Raw genomic sequence first — 25,216 nt, 5'->3', positions numbered from 1 at the left:
CACACGCTGACAACACCGCGCACCGAGGCATCCCGATGAAATACGTCACCGCCACCGACGCCGGCCTCATTTCCTGCCACGCCTGCGGCCATCTGCAGCCGCGCGCGCGGGCGCGGGCCGGGCAAGCGCACCAGCGCTGCGCACGCTGCAACTCGCCGCTGCACCTGCGCCACCCCGACAGCCTTGCACGTACCTGGGCGCTGCTGATCGCGGCGGCCCTGCTCTACATCCCGGCCAACCTGCTGCCGGTGATGCACACGGCCTCGCTCGTCGGCGACGAGGACGACACCATCATGAGCGGCGTGGTCTACTTCTGGACCTCGGGCGACGCGCCGCTCGCGGTAATCGTCTTCATCGCCAGTATTCTCGTGCCGATGCTCAAGCTCACCGTGATCGCACTGCTGTGCATCACCTCGCAGCGCCGCTCGACGTGGCGACCGGTCGAGCGCTCGAAGCTCTACCGGCTGGTCGAATTCATCGGCCGCTGGTCGATGCTGGACATCTTCGTGGTCACGCTGACCGTGGCGCTGGTACGCTTTCAGTCGCTTGCGGTGATCACGGCGGGGCCGGGCGCCATTGCGTTCGGTTCGGTGGTGATCCTGACGATGATGGCGTCGATGCAGTTCGACCCGCGCCTCATCTGGGATCCGGTGGACGAAGACAAACATCAGCAGTACCAGCAGCAACCCACGCAACACTCTCAGGATCGCCCCCATGAATAGTCCGCAAGGACCGAATCCGCCGGACCTGCCCGAGCCGGATATCGTCAAGCCCAAACGCTGGCTGCCTTCGCTCGTCTGGATCGTGCCGCTCATCGCGGCGCTGATCGGCGTCGCGCTGGTGGTCAAGTCGGTCGCCATGCGCGGCCCGACCATCACCATCAGTTTCATGACCGCCGAAGGTCTGGAGCCCGGCAAGACCAAGGTCAAATACAAGGACGTCGATATCGGCTCGGTGCGCGCCATCAAGCTCTCGCCGAACCTCTCGCATGTGCTCGTGACCGTCGAGCTGACCAAGGACGCCGAAAACTTCGCCAAAAAGGACAGCCGCTTCTGGGTCGTGCGTCCGCGCATCGGCGCGAGCGGCGTCTCGGGCCTGGGCACCTTGCTCTCGGGCTCCTACATCGGCGCCGACGCGGGCCGTTCGGAAGAAACCGCAAGCGAATTCAACGGGCTGGAAACACCGCCCGCCGTGACCATCGACGAGAAAGGCCATCGCTACACGCTGCATAGCGAAACGCTCGGCTCGCTCGATATCGGCACGCCCATCTTCTATCGCCGTATCCAGGTTGGTCAGGTGACGGGCTATTCGCTCGACAAGGACGGCACTGGCGTGACCGTGCAGGTGTTCGTGAGCGCCCCCTACGATCAGTACGTGGGCACCAACACGCGCTGGTGGCATGCGAGCGGCGTGAACGTGCAGCTCGACTCCAGCGGCATCAAGGTCAACACGCAGTCGCTCGCGACCGTGGTGGTGGGCGGGCTCGCCTTCCAGGCGCCGGCCGGCCAGGCAATGGGTCCGCAGGCACCCGACAACGCCACCTTCACGCTCGCCTCCGACGAAAGCGAAGCGATGCACGAGCCGGACGGCGCGCCGGTGCGCGTGGTGATGTACTTCAACCAGTCGCTGCGCGGCCTGTCGGTGGGCGCGACGGTGGACTTCCGCGGCATCGTGCTTGGCCAGGTGACCGACATCGGCATCGAGTACGACCCGAAGGAGCACAACTTCACCATGCCGGTGACGATGGATCTGTATCCGCTGCGTCTGTCGCGCCGCACGCGCGGCGAGCCGCCGGCGCCGCATACGCCGCAAAGCCGCGAGCTGGTCAAGCGTCTGGTGGCGCGCGGGCTGCGCGGCCAGCTGCGCACCGGCAACCTGATCACGGGCCAGCTCTACATCGCGCTCGACGTGTTCCCGAAGGCCGGTCCCGCGAAGGCGGATCTCGACCACGACCCGATGGAACTGCCGACGGTGCCGAACTCGCTGGAAGAGCTGCAGCAGCAGGTCGCCGACATCACGAAGAAGCTCAATCAGATTCCGTTCGACAAGATCGGCAACAACCTGAACGAGTCGCTGAAGAACGCGAACCAGCTGTTCGGCAAGGTCAACGACGAGATACTGCCGCAGATGAAGGGCACCCTCGACGAAGCACAGAAGACCTTCAGCGCCGCGCAGTCCACCCTGCAGCAGGACTCGCCGCTGCAATCGGACGTCCATCAGGCGATGCAGGAACTCACGCGGACGCTGCAATCCCTCAACGCGCTCACGGACTATCTGGAGCGCCATCCCGAATCGCTGCTGCGCGGCAAATCAGGAGACAAGCCATGACGTTTCGCCGGCTCACCCTCCGGCTTCCCGCCGCCCTTCCGGTGCTCGCCTCGGCGTTCGCCCTGACCCTCGGGGCGGCGCTGGCAGGCTGCGCCTCGCCGGCCAGCCGCTTCTACACGCTCAGCCCGAGCGGCGACGGCGCCCGTACTCCGGCGGCTGCGGCCGCCACGGCCGGCCCCACCAATCCGGCCTGGCTGATCGAGCTTGCGCCGGTGGACGTGCCGCCGCAGGTCGCGAAGGCCCAGCTCGTGGTACAGAGCGACGCCACCCAGGTGAAGGTGCTGGAGCAGGAACGCTGGGCTTCGATGCCCGGCGACGAAATCCGCCGCGCGCTTTCGGGCGACCTCACGCAGCAGCTGAACACCATCGACGTGTACGGTTCGCCGCATCCGGACAACGTGCCGGTGTATCGCGTCAGCGTGAACGTACAGCGCTTCGAATCGTGGCCCGGCTCGCATGCGCTGATCGACGCGGTCTGGAGCGTGCGCGCGCTCGATACGCAGACGGTCATGACCTGCCGCAGCGTGCTCAACGAGCCTGTCGGCGATGGCTATGACGCGCTGGTGGTTGGTCATCGCCGCGCGGTGGCCGATCTCTCGCAGGCGATTTCGAGCGGCGTGCGTGCGCTAGCCGCCGCGCCGCAGCCGGGTATGCCGGCATCGACATCCTCTACGTCGATGAAAGGCGGCGCGAAAGCCGCCGTGCGCATGAAAGCGCCCGCCAGCATCGCCTGCCCGCAGATTGCGCCTGCCGCCGCTTCAGCGGGCTAACGGCAAGACCCGCCAGGACGACGCGGTGCGACCGGCGCCGCGTCGCCTCCTTGTGCTGCCCACGTTGAGCCATTTCGAATAGCTCAAATCGCGCGGCCCGCGATAATGTCGGCTTGCCTCACTGCCCGACACTCTCGTATGTTCCGTTCGATTCCGACGCTCTGGAAAAAATGGCGCGCCTCCCGCAGCGCCGGACAGCAGCTCGACGCGCTGCTCGCCAGCGCCGATGCCGATGCCCCCTATGCCGAACGCAGCGACTGGCTGATCGAGCTTGCGCACTGGATTCACCGGCGCGGCAAGCTCGATGCCGATGCGGCGTCCGAACCCACACCCGATGCTCCTCAGCGCACGCCGCCCGAGCATGTGCGCGTGCGCTATCTGCTGCACGTGCTCGACCGCAACCCGGCGTGGAAAGCCAATGTCGGCGCGATGGTGCGCAAGCTGCTGCGCGATAGCGACAGCATTTCGCTGCTCTGCGATGCCGGCATGCCCGTGCATTCGGGTCTGCTGGGTGCGCTGGTCGAGCGCGTGCAGGCGCAGCTGATCCCGCCCGCGCCCAACCGTCGCGACCTCGCCGCGCTCGTCACGCTGATGTTTCCGGCTGCGCACGATCCCGAGTGGATCGCGACCTTGCCCGCTGACCTGCTCAAGCGCCTGCAGGCTTTGATCGCCGAGCCAGCGCCTGCGCCTGCGATCGCCGAAAACGTCGGCTCCGCAGAAGCCGCTCAAAACGCCCAAACCGCTCAAGCAACTCCAGCCGCCAGACTGCCCGGCGACTTCTCGCTTGACCTGCTGACGGCGCTGCACAACCTGACCTGCCAGATCAGCTCGACCGGTCTCTCGCCGACGGTGCGCAGCCGCCTGTCCAGCGACGACGCGCGCGTCGCCGTCGAAAAGCTGCCGTTCTTTCGCCTCACGCGCGCGCTGCTCGCGGTGGAAAACGCGCGCGACGCGGGCGAGCCCGCGCGCCTGCTGCAGGAAGTGAGCTGGCTGCGCCTGTTGCTCGACGACTGCCGCAAAGCCACCGACGACGTTTTCGCTCATCTCTATCGCCATGGCGTGCGCGTCGACACCGTGTTCCAGGTCGAACGCATGCGCATGCGCATCGTGCGCGCCGAACGTCTGCTCGACGCCTGGATGGCCGCCGACGACGCCCCGACCCAGGCGCGTCTCGTCGCCGATCTCATCAGCGCGAACCAGCGCAGCCAGAGCGTTTCGCACCTCGTGCGCAGCAACTTCGCGCTGCTCTCGCGCAAGGTCGTGGAACTGTCCGCCGATACCGGCGAGCACTACATCGCACGCGATCGCGCCGAGTACCTCACGATGCTGCGCATGGCGGCGGGCGGCGGCCTCGTCACCGCCGTCACCGTGTACGTGAAATTCGGCGTGACGGGCGCGCATCTGCCATCGATGATCGAAGGCTTATTCGCTGGAATCAATTACGCGGCGAGCTTCCTCGTGATGCACTTCTGTCACTTCTCGCTCGCGACCAAGCAGCCTGCCATGACCGCGCCTACGCTTGCTCGCGAACTCGATGGCACGAACGTGGCGGCGGGCCGGGCGCGCTTCGTCTCGTCGGTGGTGGCGCTGATCCGCACCCAGGCGGCCGCCGTGCTCGGCAATGTGCTGCTGGTGTTTCCCGCCTGTCTGGCGATCCAGCTCGCCTGCGGCTGGCTGTTCCACGTCAATCTGATCTCGCCCGCGAAGGCCCACGCCACGCTGCAGTCGTTCTCGCTGCTCGGGCCGACGCCGCTCTATGCCGCGCTCACGGGCGTGCTGCTGTGGGCGTCGAGTCTGTTCGCCGGATGGGCGGACAACTGGTTCGTACTCCATCGCGTCGAGGATGCGCTCGCCTGGAACCGGCGTCTGCGCATGACGCTGGGCGCTTCGGGCGCGGCGCGTCTGGCGCGCTTTTGCCGCGTGAATGCGGCGGGCGTGTGGGGCAATCTGGCGCTCGGCATGCTGCTCGGTCTGGGGCCGGCGATCGTGTCCGCCGTGGCGTTCCACTTCGAGGTGCGGCACGTCACCTTGTCGGCGGGCTCGATCGGCGTGGCACTGGGCGTGCTCGGCACCCGCACGCTGGGAAGCGGCGAACTCTGGTGGGCCGTGGCGGGCGTGGCCAGCATGGCCGTGCTCAATGTGACGGTGAGCTTTGCGCTTGCGCTGCATATGGCGCTGCGCTCGCGCGACCTCGGCCGCCGCGACGTGCGCCCGCTGATGCGCGCTTTCTGGCGGCGCGTGAGGCGGCATCCTATGTCGCTGGTGTGGCCGATCCGGCGGGGGGAGTTGCGCGAAGACAACGAATGAGTGGGCGGTTTGATATGCCGATCGGTCAACGCCGCAGGCCGGTCTGATGCGCCCCAAACATCGCGGCGAGCCTTGATGCGACGCTGAGGAACGCCTGTGTTCCATGTTTCGACGGAGCGTTCCTCAACCCTTCCTGCACCGCGACATGCCATCTCAAGGCAGTTGCAACGTGTAGTCACATAGGCTACAGTCGCATGATAAAAACCTTTCGGCACAAAGGTCTGGCCGCTCTTTACCTGGACGGAAGCAGGGCTGGAATCCAGCCGCATCACGCAAGCAGGCTGCGCATTTTGCTCACTGCGCTCGATCAAGCAATGGGACCGCAAGACATGAAGGTGCCGTGCTGGCGCCTGCATGCGCTGAGCGGCGATCTCCGCGATCACTGGGCCGTCTGGGTGAACGGCAACTGGCGTCTTACCTTCACGTTCGAAGGCGAGAATGCAATCCTCCTCGATTATCAGGACTACCACTAAAGGACAGGCATGAGCAGCAGAATGCATAACCCGGCGCACCCGGGCGAGGTACTGCGCGAATGGATTCCGCAGGACATGACGGTGACGGAAGCCGCAAATGCGCTCCAGATCAACCGTGTGACGCTGTCGAATATCCTGAACGGCAAAGCCAGCGTGACAGCCAATATCGCCCTGCGCCTCTCGGCCTGGCTCGGCACTTCGGCGGATCTCTGGCTCGGGATGCAGAACCAGTGGGACCTCTGGCAAGCCAGCCGCCAGCCCCGGCCGAAGATCAAGCCGCTCGCCCGCGACGCGGCTTGAGGCTTGCGCACATGCGCGCCAGCCACAGCCCGCACCACGCCGCCCGGCCCCGCGCAATAACCCGCGTACAATAGCGCCTTCCCCGCAGCGTCCCCTCTCTCCTCATGTCTTTCGATTTTTTTGCTCCCTGCCCGCGTGGCCTTGAAGCCGCGCTCGCCGCCGAACTGGCCGAAACCGCGCAACGGCGTTTGCCGCCCGGCGCGCTCCAGGTCGGCGCCGAAGTCCCCGGCGGCGTGCATTTCCGCGGCAACTGGGCCGGCGGCATGGCCGCGAACCTGCATTCGCGCATCGCCAGCCGCGTGCTCCTGAAGATCGCCCAGCGTCCATATCGCGGCGAGCAGGATATCTACGCGCTTGCGCGCGAGCAGCAGTGGGAGAAGTGGTTCTCGCCCAACGAGACGATCCGCATCGACATCACCGCGATCAAATCGCCGCTGCGCAGCCTCGAATTCGCCACGCTGCGCGTGAAGGACGCGATCTGCGACCGCATGCGCGACAAGGCCGGCTCGCGTCCGAGCGTCGACACCGCGTATCCGGATGTGCGCATCTTCGCCTTCCTCACCACCACCGACTGCACGCTCTACCTCGATACGTCCGGCGAGCCGCTCTTCAAGCGCGGCTGGCGTCTGGACAAGGGCGCCGCGCCGCTGCGCGAGAATCTCGCCGCCGGCATCCTGCGTCTGACCAACTGGTCGCCCGAGCAGCCGCTCTATGACCCGATGTGCGGTTCCGGCACCTTCCTCGCCGAAGCCTGCCAGGTCGCAATGGATATCGCGCCCGGCCTGTCGCGCAGCTTCGGTTTCGAGCGTCTGAAGCAAGCCGATACGGCCGCATGGCGTCATCTGAAAAGCGAAGCCAACACGGCGCGCAATACGGCGATGAGCCGCGCGAAGGATCTGCAGATCTTCGGCAGCGACATCTCGGACGTCATGCTGGAAAAGGCGCGCGCCAATTTCTCGCGCGCGGGTCTCGGCAATGTGCCGCTCAAGCAGATCGACGCGCGCAACATGACGCCGCCCGCAGCGGGCGAAGGCATCCTGGTGGCCAATCCGCCGTATGGCGAGCGTATCGAGGTGCGCGGGCGCAACGCGCGTGGCGAGTTGCGCGAACGCAATCCGCGTGACGACGACGGCTACGACGCGCCCGATTCGTTCCGCCGCGCCCACACCGACGCGCCCGACGCCGAGTTCTTCCAGGCGCTCGGCGACGCACTCAAGCAGCGCTTCACGGGCTGGCGCGCGTTCTTCCTCACCTCGGACCGCAAGCTGCCGGGCCAGTTGCGCCTGCGCGAAGCGGCCAAGACGCCGCTTTTCAACGGTGCGCTCGAATGCCGCCTGTTCCGCTTCGACCTGATCGCGGGCAGCGTGCGCCAGCGTCCGGCGAAGGACGCCGCATCGGACGAAAATAACGCGGGCTAAACCCCGAACCGGTCCTGCGCGCCTCAGACAACAATCAGACGCGCGCAGGCCCGACTTGCGCACCGCCGGCTTCGACGGGCAGCGGATATCCTTCGTACTCCGGAAACAGTTTCGGCAGCAGAAACATCGGCAAGGCGTAGCGCGAGAAACAGCGCGAGGTCGACGCCGGATGGATCAGATGCAGGCAGCTCGCCTGCGTATCCTCGGCGGCCAGCACTTTCCCGCCCGCCTCCACCACCCGCCGGATAAAGCTCTCGTCTTCGCCCAGATTCACGTCGTCGTAACGCGCGGTGTCGAATAGCGCCTTGCGATACACGTAGGCGAAGCCGTAAAAGAGGATGAAATCCGCGCCGATCTGCATCTTCTCGTGGAATGTCACGGTGCTAACTGACCGGCCACGCAGTTCGTAGTGCAAACCAACGCGCGCATTCAGATCCATATAGCCGAGAAACTGCGTGTGAGGCGCATACATCCAGAACGTGGATAGCTTCATGAGCGCGGCGTCGTTTTCATGCAGCATGCGCGTCATGTCGCGGAGATAGTGGGCGGCGTAGTGATCGTCGTCGTCGAAGTGGGCGATGACGTCGGACCTCGATTCAGCCACGAGCCAGTTGCGCTTCGCGCCGATCGATATCGGCGTCTTCGACCAGTAGTAGCGCACTCGCGCGTCGCTGCGCGCGAGTTGCTGCATGAAGGCGCTCGGCTGCGGGCTGTCGTCGAGGACGAGCCATTCCCAGTCGATTTGCTGGCGCGCCACGCAGCGCGCGATGGCGGGAAGAAACGCCTCGCGGTTCGCGGTAGGCGTGATGATCGAAACGTTTGGAGACATGAGAGGCGTGGAAGCGGCAAGTGTGCCGTCGTGGAAGCGGATACGCCGATTACAGCAGAGTCGCGCGCGCGTCTCTCTCGAAAAAGTTCGAAATTGCTTGTCCACAGACCCGCACAAACCCGCGCAAACCGGCACGAAGCGGCGCGAGCCGATGCCAATGAGAGCTGCCAATGAGAGCGCAAGGCGGCCGCGCAGCTACTGACAGGACGCTGTCAGCAGCACTCCCGCACACTGCCTCTACCCCAAGACGCACGCCACATCGCGCACGGGGCCGGCGTATTGGCATCCCGCCAGCCGCCGCCATCCGAACGTCTACGCCGTCCCCCCAGGAGCGCATCATGTCCACCGAAATGCTCGAAGTGCCCCAGACCGTGCCCCAGCAAGCCCCGGCCTCACCCGCCGCCCGCGTGATCGCGTGGTTCGAAATCCCCGCGCACGATCTCGATCGCGCGGCGCGCTTCTATGAATCCGCTCTCGATACCTCACTGCAACGCGAAGTGATCGGCGGCGTGCCGATCGCGATCTTCGGCCATTCGGCCAGCGAAACCGGCGGCTGCATCGTCTTCAATCCGCAGGACGCCAAGCCGGACCCGAAAGGCGTGCTCGTCTATCTGAACGCCCAGCCCTCGGTCACGGCCGCGCTCGATCGCGTCGAAAAAGCGGGCGGCAAGCGGCAAGGCCCGGCGCTCGAACTGCCGAACAACTACGGCTATATCGGCTTTTTCATCGATACCGAAGGCAACCGCATCGGGCTGCACGCGGCCAAGCTCGGCTGATCGACGCACGCGCGGCGCTATCATCTGCGCCACAGGGCGCGCGGCCTGGCTCGCACGCCCGTCACCCAACTCAGCAGCCACTTCATGACCCGTCGCGCCGACCGCCTGTTCCAGATCGCCGAGCTGCTGCGCGGCCGCCGCCTCACGACGGCGCAGCAGTTGGCCGACTGGCTTGCCGTGTCGCCGCGCACGGTCTATCGCGACGTGCGCGATCTGCAGCTTTCGGGCGTGCCGATCGAAGGCGAAGCCGGCATCGGCTACCGGCTCGCGCGCACCGCCAGCCTGCCGCCGCTGACCTTCACCGCCGATGAACTCACGGCGCTCGCCGTGGGCGCACGCATGGCCGAATCCTGGGGCGGCGCGGCGCTCGCGGGCGGCGCGCGGGGTGCGCTCGCCAAGATCGCCGCCGCCATGCCCGCCGACAAACGCGCCGTACTCGAACGCATCGCCGTGTTCGCGCCGTCGTACCACGTCGATGCGGCGTACTCGGAGAAAATCGATGCGTTGCATCGCGCCGTCGATGCGCGGCTGGTGGTGCGTTTCGCGTATTGCGACCGCATCGGCGCGCAAACCGAGCGGCGCGTCTGGCCGCTGGGACTGGTCTATTGGGGCGCGCAGTGGACGGTCGGCGCGTGGTGCGAGATGCGCGAAGGCTTTCGCAATTTCAACATCGCGCGCATGAACGGCGTGGAAGTGCTGGAGCCGTTTCCCGATGTGAGCGGGCGCAGGCTTGCGGACTATCTGCGGCATGTGAATGCGCCGTCACGATAAAGAAAAAGCCCGCTGTCTAGCGGGCTTTCTAGCGGGCTTTCCTGCGGATATCGAGTATCGATAAGGCAGGCAGGCTTACTCCACCGCCTTCACCATATCCTCGATCACCTTCTTCGCATCGCCGAACACCATCATGGTTTTATCCATGTAGAAGAGTTCGTTGTCGAGACCCGCGTAGCCCGCCGCCATCGACCGCTTGTTGACGATGATGGTGCGCGCCTTGTAGGCCTCGATGATCGGCATGCCCGCAATGGGCGATTTCGGATCGTTCTTCGCGGCCGGATTCACCACGTCGTTCGCGCCGAGCACCAGCACCACGTCGGTCTGGCCGAACTCGTTGTTGATGTCCTCCATCTCGAACACCATGTCGTAGGGCACTTCGGCTTCCGCGAGCAGCACGTTCATGTGGCCCGGCATGCGACCCGCGACCGGGTGAATCGCGTAACGTACCTCCACGCCCTTTTCGACGAGCTTGTCCGTCAGTTCCTTCAACGCGTGCTGCGCGCGCGCCACGGCCAGACCGTAGCCCGGCACGATCACCACGCTTTCCGCGTTGCCGAGCATGAACGAGGCATCGTCGGCGGAACCCGACTTCACCGGACGCTGTTCCTGCGCACCGCCCGTTGCCGCGCCGCCCGCTTCCGCGCCGAACCCGCCCAGCAACACGTTGAAGAACGAGCGGTTCATCGCGTGGCACATGATGTACGACAGGATCGCGCCCGACGAGCCCACCAGCGAGCCCGCGATGATCAGCATCGCGTTGTTCAGCGAGAAGCCGATGCCCGCCGCCGCCCAGCCCGAGTACGAGTTCAGCATCGAGACGACCACCGGCATATCCGCGCCGCCGATCGGAATGATGATGAGCACGCCCAGCGCGAACGCGATGGCCGTCATGATGATGAACGGCAGCCACGATTGCGTGATGAAGAACAGCACGCCAAAGCCGATCATGCCGATCGCCAGCATCAGGTTGATCAGATGCTGGCCCGCGTAGACCACGGGCGCGCCCTGGAACAGGCGGAACTTGTACTTGCCCGAGAGCTTGCCGAAGGCGATCACCGACCCGCTGAAGGTGATCGCGCCCACGAAGGTGCCGATAAACAGTTCGATACGGTTGCCATACGGCAGGAAGCCCGGATACGGCGCGTCTTCGGCCACCAGCCCGAAAGCCGCCGGCTCGGAAACGACTGCATACGCGATGCACACCGCCGCGAGACCGATCAGCGAGTGCATGGCCGCGACCAGCTCCGGCATCTTGGTCATCTCGACGCGCGCGGCGACGAACGCACCCAACCCGCCGCCGACGATCAGCGCCCCGAACAGCAGCGTCAGCCCCAGCCCAAGGTTCGAGCCGAACTGTGCGGACTCCTTCACGATCAGCGCAATCGTGGTGAGAATGGCGATGGCCATGCCGACCATGCCGAACAGATTGCCGGCGCGCGCGCTGCGCGGATTGGACAAGCCCTTGAGCGCCTGAATAAAGCAAACCGACGCTACCAGATAGAGCAGCGTAACGACGTTCATGCTCATCGCGCGCCCTCCTTGGCTTCTGCAGAGGCAAGCTTCCTGGGCTCTTTCTTGCGGAACATCTCCAGCATGCGCCGCGTGACGAGGAACCCGCCGAACACGTTCACGGCGGCCAGCAGCACCGCCAGCGTGCCGAAGAATTTGCCCGCGAAGCCCACGGTCAAGCCCGTGGCCAGCATCGCGCCGACGATCACGATCGCCGAAATCGCATTGGTCACGGCCATGAGGGGCGTATGCAGCGCGGGCGTGACGTTCCATACGACGTGATAGCCCACGTACACGGCCAGCACGAAGATGATCAGGTTGATGACGGTATGGTTGATCAGTTCCATTGCCGGTCTCCTCTCAGGTCTTGCGCGTGACTACGCCGTCGCGGGCCAACAGCGTGGCCGCGACGATGTCGTCCGCGAGATCGATGTTGAGCGTGGCTTCCTTCGTGATGATGAGCTTGAGGAAGTCGAGCAGATTGCGCGCGTAGAGCGCCGATGCGTCGGCGGCCACCATCGAGGCCAGATTCGTGTAGCCGCAGATCTGTACGCCGTGCTGCGTCACCACCTGGTCCGCGACGGTGAGCGGGCAATTGCCGCCGCGCCGCCCCGTGGCCTGATCGGCAATCGGGCCGCGTCCCGCCGCGAGGTCGATCACGACCGAACCCGGCTTCATCGCCTGCACGGTTTCCGAAGGCAACAGCGTGGGGGCGTCGCGGCCCGGAATCAGCGCCGTCGAGATGACGATGTCGGCCTGGCGTGCGCGTTCGTGGACCAGGGCAGACTGCCGCACGAGCCACGAAGGCGGCATCGGCCGCGCATAGCCGCCCACCCCCACCGCTGCTTCGCGCTCCTCATCGGTTTCATAGGGCACATCGAGGAATTTCGCGCCGAGCGATTCGATCTGCTCCTTCACCGCCGGCCGCACATCGGACGCTTCGATCACCGCGCCCAGGCGTTTGGCCGTTGCGATCGCCTGCAAACCCGCCACGCCCGCGCCCAGAATCAGCACGCGCGCGGCTTTCACGGTCCCGGCGGCGGTCATCAGCATCGGTATGAAGCGCGGATAGAGATTGGCCGCCACCAGCACCGCCTTGTAGCCGGCGATATTGGCCTGCGAGGACAGCACGTCGAGGCTTTGCGCGCGCGTGGTACGCGGCGCGGCTTCGAGCGCGAAGGCGGTCAGACCGGCTTCGGCGAGTTTCTGCGCGTTATCCGCATTGAATGGATCGAGCATGCCGGCCAGCACCGCGCCGCGTTTCATGAACGCGAGTTCGCTGACATTCGGCGATTGCACCTTGAGGACGAGTTCCGCGCCGAATGCGGCCGCCGCATCGGCGATCTGCGCGCCGACGGCCGCGTAGGCTTCGTCCGGGAAGCTGGCGCCATTGCCGGCGCCGGACTGGATCGTGACCTTGTGACCCTGCGCGACGTACTTCTTGACTGTCTCCGGCGTCGCGGCCACGCGGCTTTCGTTCGCCCGCGTCTCTGCGGGCACTCCGATATGCATCGTTGTTTCCTCCTCGGCCTGCTTCTCTTTTTGATCTGGAGTATGGCCGACGAGGCTCGCCGGCTTTTATTGCAACGTTCGTGGTACGGCTGAAACGGGCAATGCAACGGCAAACGACGCACCACTTTAACCGAAAGCGGCGACGGCTTTGAAGCGGGATTTATCCCCTTTTGTGCACTGCACACCACAGTGCTGGCCGTCCGACCGGACGGTCGGGACGCAGCGAGAGCGCGTTGGAGCGCGATCCGGCCCCGGGCAGCGTTGGGCGTGTGCCGGTAAAATACCGGCCCATGAACGATGAAACCTGGGCCCCCCACGTCACCGTGGCCGCCGTGATCGAGCGCGACGGGCGTTTTCTGCTCGTCGAGGAACATACGCAATTCGGCTTGCGCCTGAACCAGCCCGCCGGGCATCTGGAAGCGGGCGAGACGCTTCATGAAGCCGTCGTGCGCGAAACCCTGGAGGAGAGCGCCTGGTCTTTCACGCCCGAGGCGCTGGTCGGCATGTACATGACGCATTTCGGCAAACCGGGCGAATCCGGCGCGACGTATCTGCGCTTTACGTACTGCGGCAGCGTGGGAGCCGAGCCGGAAAATCGCGCGCTCGATCCGGATATCGTCCGCACGCTCTGGATGAGCGTGGACGAACTGCGCGCCGCAAGCGATCGGCATCGCACGCCGCTCGTGATGCAGTGCGTGGACGATTACCTCGCGGGCAAACGCGTGCCGCTCGACTTCGTGCAGACGCACGCGGTCGGTCCCAGGCTGGCAGACAAGACAGGCAGCAAAGGCTGAGCAGAGATGAGCAAACAAAGAGTGGTGGTAGGCATGTCGGGCGGCGTGGATTCGTCGGTCACGGCATGGCTGCTCAAGCAACAGGGTTACGACGTCGTCGGCCTCTTCATGAAGAACTGGGAAGACGATGACGATGGCGAATACTGCTCGACGCGTCAGGACTGGATCGACGTGGTGTCGGTGGCCGATCTGATCGGCATCGACGTCGAAGCGGTGAATTTCGCCGCCGAGTACAAGGACCGCGTGTTCGCGGAGTTCCTGCGCGAATACTCCGCGGGCCGCACGCCGAACCCGGACGTGCTCTGCAACGCCGAAATCAAGTTCAGGGCCTTCCTCGACCACGCGATGTCGCTGGGCGCGCAAACCATCGCCACGGGCCACTACGCGCGCGTGCGCCAGAACCCGGGCAACGGTCGCTTCGAACTCCTGAAGGCGCTCGATCACACCAAGGATCAGTCGTACTTCCTTCATCGTCTGAACCAGGCGCAGTTGTCGAAGACGATGTTTCCGCTGGGCGAAATTCCCAAGACGAAGGTGCGCGAGATCGCCGAACAGATCGGCCTGCCGAACGCGAAGAAGAAGGATTCGACCGGCATCTGCTTTATCGGCGAGCGGCCGTTCCGAGACTTCCTCAACCGCTATCTGCCGACCCAACCCGGCCCGATGATGACGCCCGACGGCAAGATCGTAGGCGAGCATATCGGGTTGGCGTTCTACACCTTCGGCCAGCGCAAGGGCATTGGCCTGGGCGGCAGCAAGGACGGCAGCGGCGATCCGTGGTTCGTGGCGGGCAAGAACATCGAAACCAACACGCTGTACGTGGTGCAAGGCCACGATCATCCGTGGCTGCTCGCGCACGATCTGCGCGCGGGCAATGTGAGCTGGGTCGCGGGCGAGCCGCCTCCTGAAGGCCACACCTGCGGCGCGAAAACGCGCTATCGCCAGGCCGATGCGCCCTGCTCGTTCGCAAACGCCGGCGAATTCGGCGAAGGCCAGTTCTCGCTGCATTTCCCGGACGCGCAATGGGCCGTGACGCCGGGTCAATCCGCGGTGCTGTACGACGGCGAAGTGTGCCTGGGCGGCGGCATCATCGAAGCCGTGACGACGCTCGAACCGCATGTGCCCGCTGTGCTGCCGCCGGTTGCGCCGAAGAAGAAGCGTTCGCCGCGCAAGAAGTCGCCGCAATTCGCGGCCAAGGCTTCCGCCGCGACGGAAAGCCAGCCGTAAGCTCGAAGTAACGCAAGGCAAGCGGCACGTTCTGTGCCGCTCGCTCCTCCTCGATCTCCCGCCTTTTTCGCACGCCCTTGCGCGGCGTCGGCTCCGGCCCCGCGAAATCCTGCCCGCTTCCCGGCCAGTTTCACAAACTTGCGGCATCATTCGGGCACGTCAGCGCCGTACCCCGGCGCGGCGGGTTCGCGCGGCCCATGATCGGAGTTCGCGCGGCGAATCAAGAGATCGAGGAGTCCCCCATGTTTTCCCGACGTTACCTCGCCATGTGGTGCGCGGTGCTGCTACTCGCGGCCTGCGTCATTGCAGCGGCGCTCCATCATCTGTCGTGGTTCTGCGCCATCGTGCCCGCGCTGTTCGTCGCGCTCGGCATCTACGACATGACCCAACTGCGCCACGCCATCCTGCGCAATTACCCGCTCTGGGGCCATCTGCGTTTCCTGTTCGAGTTCGTGCGGCCTGAAATCCGCCAGTACTTCGTCGAAGACGACACCGACGAAAAGCCCTTCTCGCTCGTGCAGCGCAGCGTGGTCTATCAACGCTCGAAGAATGTCGTCGACAGCCGCCCCTACGGCACCGAACTCGACGTCAAGGCCGTCGGCCACGAATGGATCAGCCATTCTCTCGCACCCACCAAACTGAACGGCAGCGACTTCCGCGTGCTGGTCGGCGCGAGCCGCGCGCAGCCGTATTCGATGTCGATCTTCAATATCTCGGCGATGAGCTTTGGCGCGCTGTCGGCCAACGCGATCCGCGCGCTCAATCTGGGCGCGAAAAAAGGCGGCTTCGCGCACGACACCGGCGAAGGCTCTATGTCGAAATATCACCGCGAGCACGGCGGCGACATCATCTGGGAAATCGCTTCGGGCTACTTCGGCTGCCGCAACGACGACGGCAGCTTCAGCGCCGACAAATTCCAGCGCCTCGCCAACGAGCCGCAAGTGAAGATGATCGAGGTGAAGCTCTCGCAAGGCGCGAAGCCGGGTCACGGCGGCATGCTGCTCGCCGCCAAGGTCACGCCGGAGATCGCCGAAACGCGCGGCATTGCGATGGGCCAGGACTGCGTCTCGCCCGCGCGCCATTCGGAATTCTCCACACCGCGCGGCCTGCTCGAATTCGTCGAGCGCCTGCGCAAGCTCTCGGGCGGCAAGCCTACCGGCTTCAAGCTCTGTATCGGCCATCCGTGGGAATTCTTCGGCATCGCCAAGGCCATGCTGGAAACTGGCATCCTGCCCGACTTCATCGTGGTGGACGGCGCGGAAGGCGGCACGGGCGCGGCGCCCATCGAGTTCACCGATCACATCGGCACGCCGCTGCAGGAAGGCCTGCTGCTGGTGCACAACACGCTCGTGGGCACCGGTTTGCGCGACAAGATCAAGATCGGCGCAAGCGGCAAGATCATCACCGCATTCGATATCGCCAAGACGCTCGCGATTGGCGCGGACTGGGTGAATTCGGCGCGCGGCTTCATGTTCGCGGTGGGCTGCATCCAGGCCCAGAAGTGTCATTCGGACCGTTGCCCCACGGGCGTCGCCACCCAGGACCCGGTGCGCCAGCGCGCGCTCGACGTGCCCGACAAGGGCGAGCGCGTCTATAACTTCCATCGCAATACGCTGCATGCGCTGCAGGAAATCATCCAGGCCGCGGGTCTCGACAGCCCGGCCGATCTGCGCGCGCATCACATCGTGCGCCGCGTTTCCTCGTACGAAGTGAAGCTGATGTCGGAACTGCTCAAGTATCTGAAGCCGGGCGATCTGCTCGAAGGACGCTATCGCTATCAGCTGTTCGAGAAATGGTGGCCGGTGGCGCGCAGCGATTCGTTCGCACCCGAAGTGGAGAAAATCGTCTGAACTTTTTATTTAGATTGTTGCGCGTGCAACCATCTAAATAATCGCAGACGAAAAAAAAGCGCGCATTTCACTGCGCGCTTTTTTTATTGGCGTTGAAGCGTCGAGATTCAGGCCTGCGGCACCGTATCCGCGAACGAGGGACGCTGCATCAGTTTCTCGTAGTGCTTCGCGAGATTCGGATGCAGGTCGCGCCAATCGAGTTCCGGCTGACGGAAGTCGAGATAGCCGAGCGCGCAACCCACTGCGATATCCGCGAGCGTGTAGCGGTTGCCCGCGCACCACGCATTGCCGCCCAGACCCTTGGCCATCGCTTTCAGACCTTCGTGAATCTTGCGGTTCTGACGCTCGATCCATGCCGCGGATTGTTGTTCGGGTGTGCGCTGCGTGCCTTCGAGACGGATCAGCACGGCGGCGTCGAGCATGCCGTCGGCGAGCGCTTCCCAGCACCGCACTTCCACGCGCTCGCGTCCGCCTTGCGGAATCAGCTTGCCGACCGGCGAGAGAATGTCCACGTATTCGCAGATCACGCGCGAGTCGAATACGGCTTCGCCATCCTCCATCACGAGGCACGGCACCTTGCCGAGCGGGTTGAAATCGTGGATCGCCGTCTCGGCGGCCCACACGTTTTCAAGCACCAGCTTGTAGTCGATTTTCTTTTCGGCGAGCATGATCCGCGCCTTGCGGACATACGGGCTGCCGAGCGAACCGATAAGTTTCATCGCACCTGCCTTTTCTGGAATTCGGCGGAAGTATACGTGGTAATCGACAAATTCTGACGGATCGACCACGCTATGACGTGAATTCGGGCGCTCCCTGCGCTCGGGTTTGTCGGCTTGATGCAACATCGAGCCGAATTGCGCGGGGGCTTGCGTCATGCATAACGCTGCGCTGTGGCCGCGCGCTTACCAGACGGTCGGCGCTACAATCGCACGATGGACACGACCCTCACGGAAAGCGCCGCTGCGCCCGGCGCGGCAGCCGATACAGCAAACGCCGACACGCCGGGCGGCCCCGATGGCGGCGCAGCGCTCTACCGCGCGCGCCGCGAACGCGTGCTAGCCGCGCTGCGCGCACAAGGCGGCGGCGTGGCGCTGGTGCCCACCGCCCCCGAAGTCATGCGCAATCGCGACGCAGACTATCCCTATCGGCACGACAGCTATTTCTATTACCTCACCGGCTTTACAGAGCCTGAGGCGCTGCTCGTGCTCGACGCTAACGCCGACGAAAACCAGCCCGCGTCGATCCTGTTCTGCCGCGCGAAAAACGTCGAACGGGAAACGTGGGAAGGCCTACGGTTTGGGCCCGATGGCGCGCGCGAGGCGTTCGGTTTCGACGCCGCGTTTCCCATCGACGATCTCGATGCGCAGATTCCGCGTCTGATCGCGAACCGTCCGGCGCTGCACTACGCGCTCGCGGCTTCGGAGCGTTTCGATGCCCAGGTGCGCGGCTGGATCGACGCCGTGCGCGCGCAGACGCGCAGCGGCGTCACCGCGCCTGCGGCGGCCTATGATCTGCTTCCTTTGCTCGACGACATGCGTCTCGTGAAAGACGCGCACGAACTGGATACGATGCGCCGCGCCGCGAAGATTTCGGCGCTCGCACATATTCGCGCGATGCAGACCTGCCGCCCCGGCATGCGCGAGTACGAGATCGAAGCCGAATTGCTCTACACCTTCCGCAAGTACGGCGCGCAGGCGCCCGCCTACGGATCGATCGTCGCGGCAGGCGCTAACGCGTGCGTGCTGCACTATCCGGCTGGCAACGCCGTTGCGCGCGAAGGCGATCTGATTCTGATCGACGCCGCATGCGAGTTGAACGGCTATGCCGCGGATATCACACGCACCTTTCCCGCCAGCGGCCGTTTCACGAGCGCACAGCGCGAGATCTACGACATCGTGCTCGCCGCTCAGCAAGCCGCGGTGAACGCGACGCGTGCAGGCGTGAACTTTGAAGCGCCGCACGACGCGGCCGTGCGGGTGCTCGCGCAAGGTCTGCTCGACACGGGCATTCTCGATCGCCAGCGCTTTGCCAGCGTCGACGATGTGATCGCCGAGCGCGCCTATGCGCGGTTTTATATGCATCGCACGGGCCATTGGCTCGGCATGGATGTGCATGACGTAGGCGATTATCGCGAACGCGGCGCGCAGCACGCAGGCGAAACGCCGCCATGGCGCACGCTGCGAGCGGGCATGACGCTCACCATCGAGCCCGGCCTGTACATTCGCGCGGCGGAAGACGTGCCCGAACGCTACTGGGACATCGGCATCCGTATCGAAGACGACGCCATCGTCACCGAAACCGGTTGCGAGCTCATCACGCGCGGCGTGCCCGTGAACGCCGACGAAATCGAATCGCTGATGCAGGATGCGCAGCGCGGCGCTTGAGCGCTTCGCCACGCACACACGCGCACACGCGCCCCATCGGCCCCACCACAGAAACGACCCGGACCCAACCCAGCGACATGAACGCCGTGAATGCAGCCAGCGAGCAAGCCACTCCCGCCCCTTTCGACCATGACGTCATCATCGTCGGCGCGGGGCCGGTCGGGCTTGCGCTTGCGGGCTGGCTCGCGCAGCGCAGCGCGACGTCGTCGCTGTCGATTGCGCTGATCGACGCGCGCGAACCCGAGGACAGCGACGGCGACCCGCGCGCCATCGCCGTTTCGCAAGGCAGCCGCACGCTTTTGCAGGCGCTTGCGTGGCCGCAGGACGCGACGTCGATCGAGCGTATTCACGTCTCGCAGCGCGGCCACTTTGGCCGCACGCTGATCGATCGCCATGATTACGACCTGCCTGCGCTCGGTTACGTGGTGCGCTATGGGTCGATCGTCCAGTCGCTCGCCCAGGCCGTGCGCGGCACGCGCGTGCAGTGGCTGCACCGCACGCATGCCCAGGAACCGGCGGTCGAGCACGACGGCGTGACGCTGCAGGTGGAAACTGAGGGCGCTTCGCACACACGCCGCAGGCTGCGCACGCGCATTCTCGTGAACGCCGAAGGCGGTTTGTATCGCGTGCAAACGCCTGAAGCCGATATCGCGCAGCCGGACGGCGCCGATACGGAATACGCTGCGCCTCAAGCCGCACTGCAACGGGTGCAAAAGCGCACACGCGATTACGGGCAGACGGCGCTGGTCGGCGTGGTGACGGTGTCCTCGCCGCAAGCGCACGTGGCATGGGAACGCTTCACCAACGAGGGCCCGATTGCGTTGCTGCCAATGGGCGGCGCGCGCGACGCCGATTTCGCACTCGTGTGGTGCTCGGCGCCCGTCGAAGCCGCGCGCCGTGCAGCGCTTTCAGATGCCGAATTCCTTGCTGAACTCGGCTCCGCGTTCGGTACGCGCATGGGCCGCTTCACGCAGATAAAGGGTCGTGCGGCGTTCCCGCTCGGCTTGAATGCGCTCGATACGCTGGTGTCGGGCCACGGTCGCATCGCGGCGGTCGGCAATGCCGCGCAGACGCTCCATCCGGTTGCGGGCCAAGGGCTGAATCTTGGCCTGCGCGACGCGCACGCGCTCGCCGACGCCCTCGCGCAACACGGCGCAACGCCGCTCGCACTGGCCGATTTCGCGGGCCGCCGCGCGTTCGACCGGCGCATGACGATTGGCGCGACGGACACGCTCGCGCGCCTCTTCACAGTGGATTTCCCGGCGCTCGGCGCGCTGCGCGGCCTGGCGCTCACGGCGCTCGAATTCGTGCCGCCGGTGAAGACCGCGCTGGCACGGCAAATGATGTTTGGGCAGCGGAGTTGATCGGGGTCGCATCGAATTTCGCGCAGTTCTCCTCTGCCCTGTGAGGCAGCACCAAACAACACCAGGGTCCGCGACCCGAGCCCCCGCATCTCGTTAACGCTAAAATAGCGGTTTCCCTTTTCGAGCCGCAGACGCGCCAACGCCTTCGACTTTCGTCGGAGCCTGCCGGGCGCGCTGCCGCTTTTGTCGCGCATCATGTTCACAATCGGCCGCCACACCCTGCGCAATAACCTGTTCGTCGCCCCGATGGCGGGCGTCACGGACAGGCCATTCCGTCAGCTGTGCAAGCGCCTGGGCGCGGGCTACGCCGTGTCGGAAATGGTTGCTTCCAACGCGCAGCTCTGGAAGAGCGAAAAGACCATGCGCCGCGCCAATCACGCGGGCGAGGTCGAGCCGATTTCCGTGCAGATCGCGGGCGCCGACCCTGAAATGATGGCCGAAGCGGCGCGGTATAACGTCGCAAACGGCGCGCAGATCATCGACATCAACATGGGCTGCCCGGCCAAAAAGGTCTGCAACGTGGCAGCAGGGTCGGCGCTGCTGCAAAACGAGCCGCTCGTTGCGCGCATCGTCAAGGCTGTGGTGGATGCCGTCGGTGTGGGGCCAGATGCCGTGCCTGTCACGCTGAAAATCCGCACCGGCTGGGATCGCGATAACAAAAACGCACTCACCGTCGCGCGCATCGCCGAAGACTGCGGCATTTCCATGCTGACCGTGCACGGCCGCACCCGTGCCGACCTCTATCACGGCGAAGCAGAATACGAGACCATCGCTGCGGTGAAGGCCGCCGCGCGCATTCCGGTGGTCGCCAACGGCGACATCACGAAGCCGCACAAGGCGAAGCACGTCCTCGCGGTGACGGGCGCCGACGCCATCATGATCGGCCGCGCGGCGCAGGGGCGTCCGTGGCTGTTCCGCGAAATCGAGCATTTTCTCGCCACCGGCGAGTTGCTGCCGCCGCCGCGCGTGGACGAAATCCAGATGATCATGAACGAGCATCTGGAGGACCACTACGCGTTTTATGGCGAGTTTACGGGCGTGCGTACTGCGCGCAAGCATATCGGCTGGTACACTCGCGGCCTTTGCGGCGCCAACGCGTTCCGGCATCGCATGAACACGCTGGACACCACACGCGAACAACTCGCCGCCGTCAATCAGTTCTTCGACGAGCAAAAAGCCGTTTCCGAGCGCCTCGTCTACGAAGACGATGAAAACGGCGCACAAGGCGAGCGCGAACCCAACGATCGACTGGCAGCATGAGCAAGCACAATATCGAACAATCCGTCCGCGATAGCCTGGGAGTCTATTTCCAGGATCTCGACGGCAGCAATCCGCACGACGTCTATGAAATGGTGATGGCGTGCGTGGAAAAACCGATGCTCGAGGTGGTGCTTGAGCAGGCCGGCGGCAATCAGTCGCTGGCCGCCGAGTACCTCGGCATCAACCGCAATACGCTGCGCAAGAAGCTCCAGCAGCACGGCCTGCTGTAACGGCCGTCGCGGCCCGCCGCACCTCTGGACTTCCAGCGCTCACTTCTCGATCTCCCGGCAACTCTCCCCCATCATGATCAAGCAAGCGCTCATCTCCGTTTCCGACAAGTCAGGCATCGTCGACTTCGCGAAATCGCTGTCGGACCTCGGCGTCAAGATCCTCTCGACCGGCGGCACCGCGAAACTGCTCGCGGACGCGGGCCTCCCCGTCACCGAAGTGGCCGACTACACCGGCTTCCCGGAAATGCTCGATGGGCGCGTGAAGACGCTGCATCCGAAGGTCCACGGCGGCATCCTCGCGCGCCGCGACCTGCCGGAACACATGGCCGCGCTCGAAAAGCACGACATCCCGACGATCGATCTGCTGGTCGTGAACCTCTACCCGTTCGTCCAGACGATCTCGAAGGAAGAGTGCTCGCTTGAAGACGCGATCGAGAACATCGACATCGGCGGCCCGACGATGCTGCGCTCGGCGGCGAAGAACCATCGCGACGTGACGGTCGTGGTCGACCCGACCGATTACGCGACGGTGCTCGATGAGATGCGCGCGAACGGCAACAAGGTCGGTTACGCCACCAACTTCCGTCTGGCCACCAAGGTGTTCGCGCATACCGCGCAGTACGACGGCGCAATCACGAACTATCTGACGAGCCTGACCGAAGCGCTCGAACACAAGTCGCGCAACGCCTTCCCGGCAACGCTGAACCTTGCGTTCGACAAGGTCCAGGATCTGCGTTACGGCGAAAACCCGCACCAGAGCGCAGCGTTCTACCGCGATCTGGCCTCGCCCGCTGGCGCGCTTGCGAACTACACGCAGCTGCAAGGCAAGGAACTCTCGTACAACAACATCGCGGATTCCGACGCAGCGTGGGAATGCGTGAAGACCTTCGACGTGCCGGCCTGCGTGATCGTCAAGCACGCGAATCCGTGCGGCGTGGCAGTGGGCAAGGACGCGCTCGAATCGTATTCGAAGGCGTTCCAGACCGATCCGACCTCGGCGTTCGGCGGCATCATCGCCTTCAACCGCGAAGTGGACGAAGCCGCGGCGCAAGCCGTGTCGAAGCAGTTCGTCGAAGTGCTGATCGCGCCGTCGTTCTCGGATGCGGCCAAGGCCGTGTTCGCCGCGAAGCAGAACGTGCGTCTGCTCGAAATCGCTTTGGGCGAAGGCCATAACGCGTTCGATCTGAAGCGCGTGGGCGGCGGTCTGCTGGTGCAATCGCTCGACTCGAAGAACGTGCAGCCGCACGAACTGCGCGTCGTCACCAAGCGTCACCCGACGCCGAAGGAAATGGACGATCTGCTGTTCGCATGGCGCGTCGCGAAGTTCGTGAAGTCGAACGCGATCGTGTTCTGCGCCAACGGCATGACGATGGGCGTGGGCGCGGGCCAGATGAGCCGCGTGGACTCGGCGCGCATCGCCAGCATCAAGGCTGAGAACGCGGGTCTGAAGCTCGCCGGCTCGGCGGTGGCGTCGGATGCGTTCTTCCCGTTCCGTGACGGTCTCGACGTAGTGGTCAACGCAGGCGCGACCTGCGTGATCCAGCCGGGCGGCTCGATGCGCGACGACGAAGTGATCGCCGCCGCCGACGAGCACAACATCGCCATGGTGATGACGGGCATCCGCCACTTCCGTCACTGATCGGCGCTTAGTTTCTGCTAAAAGCCCGCTGGACTTTCCCGTCCAGCGGGCTTTTTCTTTGTGCTCCGATGTTTTCCGCCTACACGCGCGTTCGTTGTACCATCGCAAACACACTGGTTTTTCCCCGTATTTCATGAGAATTCTCGGCATCGACCCCGGCTTGCGCGTGACCGGCTTCGGCGTGATCGAACGTCACGGCCATCAGCTCACGTATGTCGCAAGCGGCGTCATCCGTACCGCCGATGCCGATCTGCCCTCGCGTCTGGGCACCATCTTCGAAGGCGTCTCCACACTGATCCGCCAGCACGCGCCCGATCAGGCCGCGATCGAAAAGGTCTTCGTCAACGTCAATCCGCAATCGACACTGCTGCTCGGCCAGGCGCGCGGCGCGGCGATTTGCGGGCTGGTTTCGGGGGGCGTACCGGTGGCCGAATACACCGCGCTGCAATTGAAGCAGGCTGTGGTGGGTTACGGGCGTGCGACCAAGGAGCAGATGCAGCAGATGGTCGTGCGCCTGCTGTGCCTCACCGGCGTGCCTGGCACCGACGCCGCCGACGCGCTCGGCATGGCGATCTGCCACGCCCACAGCGGCGATGCGCTCGCCACGCTCGGCGGTCTGGCGCCGGCACTCGCGAAGAAAGGCGTGCGCGTGCGGCGCGGGCGCTTAATTGGCTGACTAGCCGTTTGACTGGCTTTTCGCACGGCGCGCTGCGCTACACTCTGCGCTTTCTCATTTCGTTGAACCTGCCATGATCGGTCGCATTGCCGGCGTATTGCTGGAAAAGAACCCGCCGCACCTGCTCATCGACTGCAACGGTGTCGGCTACGAAGTCGATGTGCCGATGAGCACGTTCTACAACCTGCCCAGCTGCGGCGAGCGCGTCGTCCTGCTCACGCAGATGATCGTGCGCGAGGACGCGCACCTGCTGTTCGGTTTCGCCACGGTCGAGGAACGCGCCACGTTTCGCGAACTGCTCAAGATCACCGGCATCGGCGCGCGCATGGCGCTGGCGATCCTCTCGGGCATGAGCGTGGGCGATCTCTCGCAGGCCATCACGATGCAGGATTCGGCGCGCCTCACGCGCGTGCCGGGCATCGGCAAGAAGACCGCAGAGCGCCTGCTGCTCGAACTCAAGGGCAAGCTCGGCGCGGATCTGGGCGCAATGGCGGCGGCAGCGTCGCCTTCGGATCACGCGAACGACATCCTCAACGCGCTGCTCGCGTTGGGGTATTCGGAGAAGGAAGGGCTGGCCGCGATCAAGAATGTGCCGGCCGGCACGGGCGTTTCCGATGGCATCAAGGCCGCGCTGAAGGCCCTGTCCAAGGCGTAATGCGCGCGAATCACCGGGCGCGAACGCTGCGCGCCCAAGGCGTTCGCGCATCTACTTGCGGTTAGTTGCAACGTGTTTCCGGCCTTGGGGCAAGGCCGGAAACGCGGCGTCCTGCGCGCCAGGTGCGCGGTACAATCGTCG

General features: G+C 65.0%; 24 protein-coding genes. 19 read left to right on the top strand and 5 right to left on the bottom strand.

Annotation, left to right across the window (positions count from 1 at the left end):
• Positions 1-35: 35 nt before the first annotated feature.
• The 7 genes from F4827_RS13415 to F4827_RS13385 all read left to right on the top strand — a co-directional run bounded on the left by F4827_RS13415 (position 36) and on the right by F4827_RS13385 (position 7,596).
• Positions 36-722 carry a paraquat-inducible protein A gene (locus tag F4827_RS13415; protein WP_183724435.1) on the top strand — a complete coding sequence of 229 codons (687 nt, stop codon included), beginning with the start codon at positions 36-38 and terminating at the stop codon, positions 720-722.
• Positions 715-2,328 (top strand): intermembrane transport protein PqiB, encoded by a 1,614-nt coding sequence (locus tag F4827_RS13410; RefSeq protein WP_183724434.1) that lies wholly within the window; start codon positions 715-717, stop codon positions 2,326-2,328. Before F4827_RS13415 ends, F4827_RS13410 begins: the two co-directional genes overlap by 8 nt.
• On the top strand, positions 2,325-3,098 hold the full coding sequence (locus F4827_RS13405) for a membrane integrity-associated transporter subunit PqiC (RefSeq protein WP_183724433.1): 774 nt from the start codon (positions 2,325-2,327) through the stop codon (positions 3,096-3,098). Before F4827_RS13410 ends, F4827_RS13405 begins: the two co-directional genes overlap by 4 nt.
• Positions 3,099-3,236: 138 nt before the next feature.
• Entirely contained in the window at positions 3,237-5,405 is a 2,169-nt protein-coding gene (locus F4827_RS13400; protein ID WP_183724432.1) for a site-specific recombinase, read from the top strand.
• Between the two features lie 194 nt (positions 5,406-5,599).
• Positions 5,600-5,878 carry a type II toxin-antitoxin system RelE/ParE family toxin gene (locus tag F4827_RS13395; protein ID WP_183724431.1) on the top strand — a complete coding sequence of 93 codons (279 nt, stop codon included), beginning with the start codon at positions 5,600-5,602 and terminating at the stop codon, positions 5,876-5,878.
• Positions 5,879-5,887: 9 nt separating this feature from the next.
• Positions 5,888-6,178, top strand: a complete 291-nt coding sequence (locus tag F4827_RS13390) for a HigA family addiction module antitoxin (protein ID WP_183724430.1) — start codon at positions 5,888-5,890, stop codon at positions 6,176-6,178.
• 104 nt (positions 6,179-6,282) lie between these two features.
• The gene (locus F4827_RS13385) at positions 6,283-7,596 is read left to right on the top strand and encodes a class I SAM-dependent RNA methyltransferase (protein ID WP_183724429.1); all 1,314 of its coding nucleotides are present in this window, start codon (positions 6,283-6,285) and stop codon (positions 7,594-7,596) included.
• A 34-nt stretch (positions 7,597-7,630) separates the two neighbouring features.
• Here the strand turns inward: F4827_RS13385 and F4827_RS13380 are convergent, their stop codons facing one another.
• Entirely contained in the window at positions 7,631-8,425 is a 795-nt protein-coding gene (locus F4827_RS13380) for a glycosyltransferase family 2 protein (protein ID WP_183724428.1), read from the bottom strand.
• Positions 8,426-8,775: 350 nt separating this feature from the next.
• On the opposite strand from F4827_RS13380, the gene F4827_RS13375 reads away from it, so the two are divergent.
• Entirely contained in the window at positions 8,776-9,201 is a 426-nt protein-coding gene (locus F4827_RS13375; RefSeq protein ID WP_183724601.1) for a VOC family protein, read from the top strand.
• A gap of 84 nt (positions 9,202-9,285) precedes the next feature.
• Positions 9,286-9,972 carry a YafY family protein gene (locus tag F4827_RS13370; RefSeq protein ID WP_183724427.1) on the top strand — a complete coding sequence of 229 codons (687 nt, stop codon included), beginning with the start codon at positions 9,286-9,288 and terminating at the stop codon, positions 9,970-9,972.
• A gap of 75 nt (positions 9,973-10,047) precedes the next feature.
• Here F4827_RS13370 and F4827_RS13365 read toward each other — a convergent pair whose 3' ends face one another.
• Genes F4827_RS13365 through F4827_RS13355 form a run of 3 tightly spaced genes read right to left on the bottom strand, consistent with a single transcriptional unit; the run spans position 10,048 to position 12,996 of the window.
• Complete coding sequence (locus F4827_RS13365) at positions 10,048-11,502, bottom strand: NAD(P)(+) transhydrogenase (Re/Si-specific) subunit beta (protein ID WP_183724426.1); 1,455 nt, start codon at positions 11,500-11,502, stop codon at positions 10,048-10,050.
• Complete coding sequence (locus tag F4827_RS13360) at positions 11,499-11,831, bottom strand: NAD(P) transhydrogenase subunit alpha (protein WP_183724425.1); 333 nt, start codon at positions 11,829-11,831, stop codon at positions 11,499-11,501. The genes F4827_RS13365 and F4827_RS13360 overlap by 4 nt, the downstream gene beginning before the upstream one ends.
• Before the next feature lie 13 nt (positions 11,832-11,844).
• Positions 11,845-12,996 carry a Re/Si-specific NAD(P)(+) transhydrogenase subunit alpha gene (locus tag F4827_RS13355; protein WP_183724424.1) on the bottom strand — a complete coding sequence of 384 codons (1,152 nt, stop codon included), beginning with the start codon at positions 12,994-12,996 and terminating at the stop codon, positions 11,845-11,847.
• 290 nt (positions 12,997-13,286) lie between these two features.
• On the opposite strand from F4827_RS13355, the gene F4827_RS13350 reads away from it, so the two are divergent.
• The 3 genes from F4827_RS13350 to F4827_RS13340 all read left to right on the top strand — a co-directional run bounded on the left by F4827_RS13350 (position 13,287) and on the right by F4827_RS13340 (position 16,867).
• On the top strand, positions 13,287-13,790 hold the full coding sequence (locus F4827_RS13350; protein WP_183724423.1) for an NUDIX hydrolase: 504 nt from the start codon (positions 13,287-13,289) through the stop codon (positions 13,788-13,790).
• A 6-nt stretch (positions 13,791-13,796) separates the two neighbouring features.
• Complete coding sequence (gene mnmA, locus F4827_RS13345) at positions 13,797-15,017, top strand: tRNA 2-thiouridine(34) synthase MnmA (protein WP_183724422.1); 1,221 nt, start codon at positions 13,797-13,799, stop codon at positions 15,015-15,017.
• A 242-nt stretch (positions 15,018-15,259) separates the two neighbouring features.
• On the top strand, positions 15,260-16,867 hold the full coding sequence (locus F4827_RS13340; RefSeq protein WP_183724421.1) for an FMN-binding glutamate synthase family protein: 1,608 nt from the start codon (positions 15,260-15,262) through the stop codon (positions 16,865-16,867).
• A gap of 107 nt (positions 16,868-16,974) precedes the next feature.
• Here the strand turns inward: F4827_RS13340 and F4827_RS13335 are convergent, their stop codons facing one another.
• Positions 16,975-17,586, bottom strand: coding sequence for a glutathione S-transferase C-terminal domain-containing protein (locus F4827_RS13335; protein WP_183724600.1), 612 nt, complete (start codon positions 17,584-17,586; stop codon positions 16,975-16,977).
• Positions 17,587-17,799: 213 nt separating this feature from the next.
• Between F4827_RS13335 and F4827_RS13330 the strand changes: the two genes are divergently transcribed.
• From F4827_RS13330 to ruvA, 7 genes are all read left to right on the top strand, one after another.
• Complete coding sequence (locus F4827_RS13330; RefSeq protein WP_183724420.1) at positions 17,800-19,251, top strand: aminopeptidase P N-terminal domain-containing protein; 1,452 nt, start codon at positions 17,800-17,802, stop codon at positions 19,249-19,251.
• A 77-nt stretch (positions 19,252-19,328) separates the two neighbouring features.
• The gene (locus F4827_RS13325; RefSeq protein ID WP_183724419.1) at positions 19,329-20,615 is read left to right on the top strand and encodes a UbiH/UbiF/VisC/COQ6 family ubiquinone biosynthesis hydroxylase; all 1,287 of its coding nucleotides are present in this window, start codon (positions 19,329-19,331) and stop codon (positions 20,613-20,615) included.
• A gap of 195 nt (positions 20,616-20,810) precedes the next feature.
• Positions 20,811-21,875 carry a tRNA dihydrouridine synthase DusB gene (dusB, locus tag F4827_RS13320; RefSeq protein ID WP_183724418.1) on the top strand — a complete coding sequence of 355 codons (1,065 nt, stop codon included), beginning with the start codon at positions 20,811-20,813 and terminating at the stop codon, positions 21,873-21,875.
• Entirely contained in the window at positions 21,872-22,105 is a 234-nt protein-coding gene (locus tag F4827_RS13315; protein WP_027816854.1) for a Fis family transcriptional regulator, read from the top strand. The genes dusB and F4827_RS13315 overlap by 4 nt, the downstream gene beginning before the upstream one ends.
• A gap of 73 nt (positions 22,106-22,178) precedes the next feature.
• Positions 22,179-23,744, top strand: coding sequence for a bifunctional phosphoribosylaminoimidazolecarboxamide formyltransferase/IMP cyclohydrolase (gene purH, locus F4827_RS13310; protein WP_183724417.1), 1,566 nt, complete (start codon positions 22,179-22,181; stop codon positions 23,742-23,744).
• A gap of 133 nt (positions 23,745-23,877) precedes the next feature.
• Positions 23,878-24,420 carry a crossover junction endodeoxyribonuclease RuvC gene (gene ruvC / locus F4827_RS13305; protein WP_183724416.1) on the top strand — a complete coding sequence of 181 codons (543 nt, stop codon included), beginning with the start codon at positions 23,878-23,880 and terminating at the stop codon, positions 24,418-24,420.
• A gap of 73 nt (positions 24,421-24,493) precedes the next feature.
• Positions 24,494-25,075 carry a Holliday junction branch migration protein RuvA gene (ruvA, locus tag F4827_RS13300; protein ID WP_183724415.1) on the top strand — a complete coding sequence of 194 codons (582 nt, stop codon included), beginning with the start codon at positions 24,494-24,496 and terminating at the stop codon, positions 25,073-25,075.
• Positions 25,076-25,216: the final 141 nt, after the last annotated feature.

Origin of the sequence: Paraburkholderia bannensis (assembly GCF_014200455.1) — a bacterium.
Lineage (GTDB): Bacteria > Pseudomonadota > Gammaproteobacteria > Burkholderiales > Burkholderiaceae > Paraburkholderia > Paraburkholderia bannensis_A.
The sequence above is the reverse complement of the archived record's forward strand: the minus strand, read 5'-3'. Positions and strand labels throughout refer to the sequence as shown.

What these genes read in the sequence shown, in the direction of transcription:
- F4827_RS13415 (WP_183724435.1), top strand. Translation starts at nt 36, where the DNA reads ATGAAATACGTCACCGCCACCGACGCCGGCCTCATTTCCTGCCACGCC.
- F4827_RS13330 (WP_183724420.1), top strand. Translation starts at nt 17,800, where the DNA reads ATGGACACGACCCTCACGGAAAGCGCCGCTGCGCCCGGCGCGGCAGCC.
- ruvC (WP_183724416.1), top strand. Translation starts at nt 23,878, where the DNA reads ATGAGAATTCTCGGCATCGACCCCGGCTTGCGCGTGACCGGCTTCGGC.
- F4827_RS13325 (WP_183724419.1), top strand. Translation starts at nt 19,329, where the DNA reads ATGAACGCCGTGAATGCAGCCAGCGAGCAAGCCACTCCCGCCCCTTTC.
- ruvA (WP_183724415.1), top strand. Translation starts at nt 24,494, where the DNA reads ATGATCGGTCGCATTGCCGGCGTATTGCTGGAAAAGAACCCGCCGCAC.
- F4827_RS13365 (WP_183724426.1), bottom strand. Translation starts at nt 11,502, where the DNA reads ATGAGCATGAACGTCGTTACGCTGCTCTATCTGGTAGCGTCGGTTTGC.
- F4827_RS13370 (WP_183724427.1), top strand. Translation starts at nt 9,286, where the DNA reads ATGACCCGTCGCGCCGACCGCCTGTTCCAGATCGCCGAGCTGCTGCGC.
- dusB (WP_183724418.1), top strand. Translation starts at nt 20,811, where the DNA reads ATGTTCACAATCGGCCGCCACACCCTGCGCAATAACCTGTTCGTCGCC.
- F4827_RS13405 (WP_183724433.1), top strand. Translation starts at nt 2,325, where the DNA reads ATGACGTTTCGCCGGCTCACCCTCCGGCTTCCCGCCGCCCTTCCGGTG.
- F4827_RS13390 (WP_183724430.1), top strand. Translation starts at nt 5,888, where the DNA reads ATGAGCAGCAGAATGCATAACCCGGCGCACCCGGGCGAGGTACTGCGC.
- F4827_RS13350 (WP_183724423.1), top strand. Translation starts at nt 13,287, where the DNA reads ATGAACGATGAAACCTGGGCCCCCCACGTCACCGTGGCCGCCGTGATC.
- F4827_RS13385 (WP_183724429.1), top strand. Translation starts at nt 6,283, where the DNA reads ATGTCTTTCGATTTTTTTGCTCCCTGCCCGCGTGGCCTTGAAGCCGCG.
- purH (WP_183724417.1), top strand. Translation starts at nt 22,179, where the DNA reads ATGATCAAGCAAGCGCTCATCTCCGTTTCCGACAAGTCAGGCATCGTC.
- F4827_RS13395 (WP_183724431.1), top strand. Translation starts at nt 5,600, where the DNA reads ATGATAAAAACCTTTCGGCACAAAGGTCTGGCCGCTCTTTACCTGGAC.
- F4827_RS13340 (WP_183724421.1), top strand. Translation starts at nt 15,260, where the DNA reads ATGTTTTCCCGACGTTACCTCGCCATGTGGTGCGCGGTGCTGCTACTC.
- F4827_RS13335 (WP_183724600.1), bottom strand. Translation starts at nt 17,586, where the DNA reads ATGAAACTTATCGGTTCGCTCGGCAGCCCGTATGTCCGCAAGGCGCGG.
- F4827_RS13315 (WP_027816854.1), top strand. Translation starts at nt 21,872, where the DNA reads ATGAGCAAGCACAATATCGAACAATCCGTCCGCGATAGCCTGGGAGTC.
- F4827_RS13380 (WP_183724428.1), bottom strand. Translation starts at nt 8,425, where the DNA reads ATGTCTCCAAACGTTTCGATCATCACGCCTACCGCGAACCGCGAGGCG.
- F4827_RS13360 (WP_183724425.1), bottom strand. Translation starts at nt 11,831, where the DNA reads ATGGAACTGATCAACCATACCGTCATCAACCTGATCATCTTCGTGCTG.
- F4827_RS13400 (WP_183724432.1), top strand. Translation starts at nt 3,237, where the DNA reads ATGTTCCGTTCGATTCCGACGCTCTGGAAAAAATGGCGCGCCTCCCGC.
- F4827_RS13355 (WP_183724424.1), bottom strand. Translation starts at nt 12,996, where the DNA reads ATGCATATCGGAGTGCCCGCAGAGACGCGGGCGAACGAAAGCCGCGTG.
- F4827_RS13375 (WP_183724601.1), top strand. Translation starts at nt 8,776, where the DNA reads ATGCTCGAAGTGCCCCAGACCGTGCCCCAGCAAGCCCCGGCCTCACCC.
- mnmA (WP_183724422.1), top strand. Translation starts at nt 13,797, where the DNA reads ATGAGCAAACAAAGAGTGGTGGTAGGCATGTCGGGCGGCGTGGATTCG.
- F4827_RS13410 (WP_183724434.1), top strand. Translation starts at nt 715, where the DNA reads ATGAATAGTCCGCAAGGACCGAATCCGCCGGACCTGCCCGAGCCGGAT.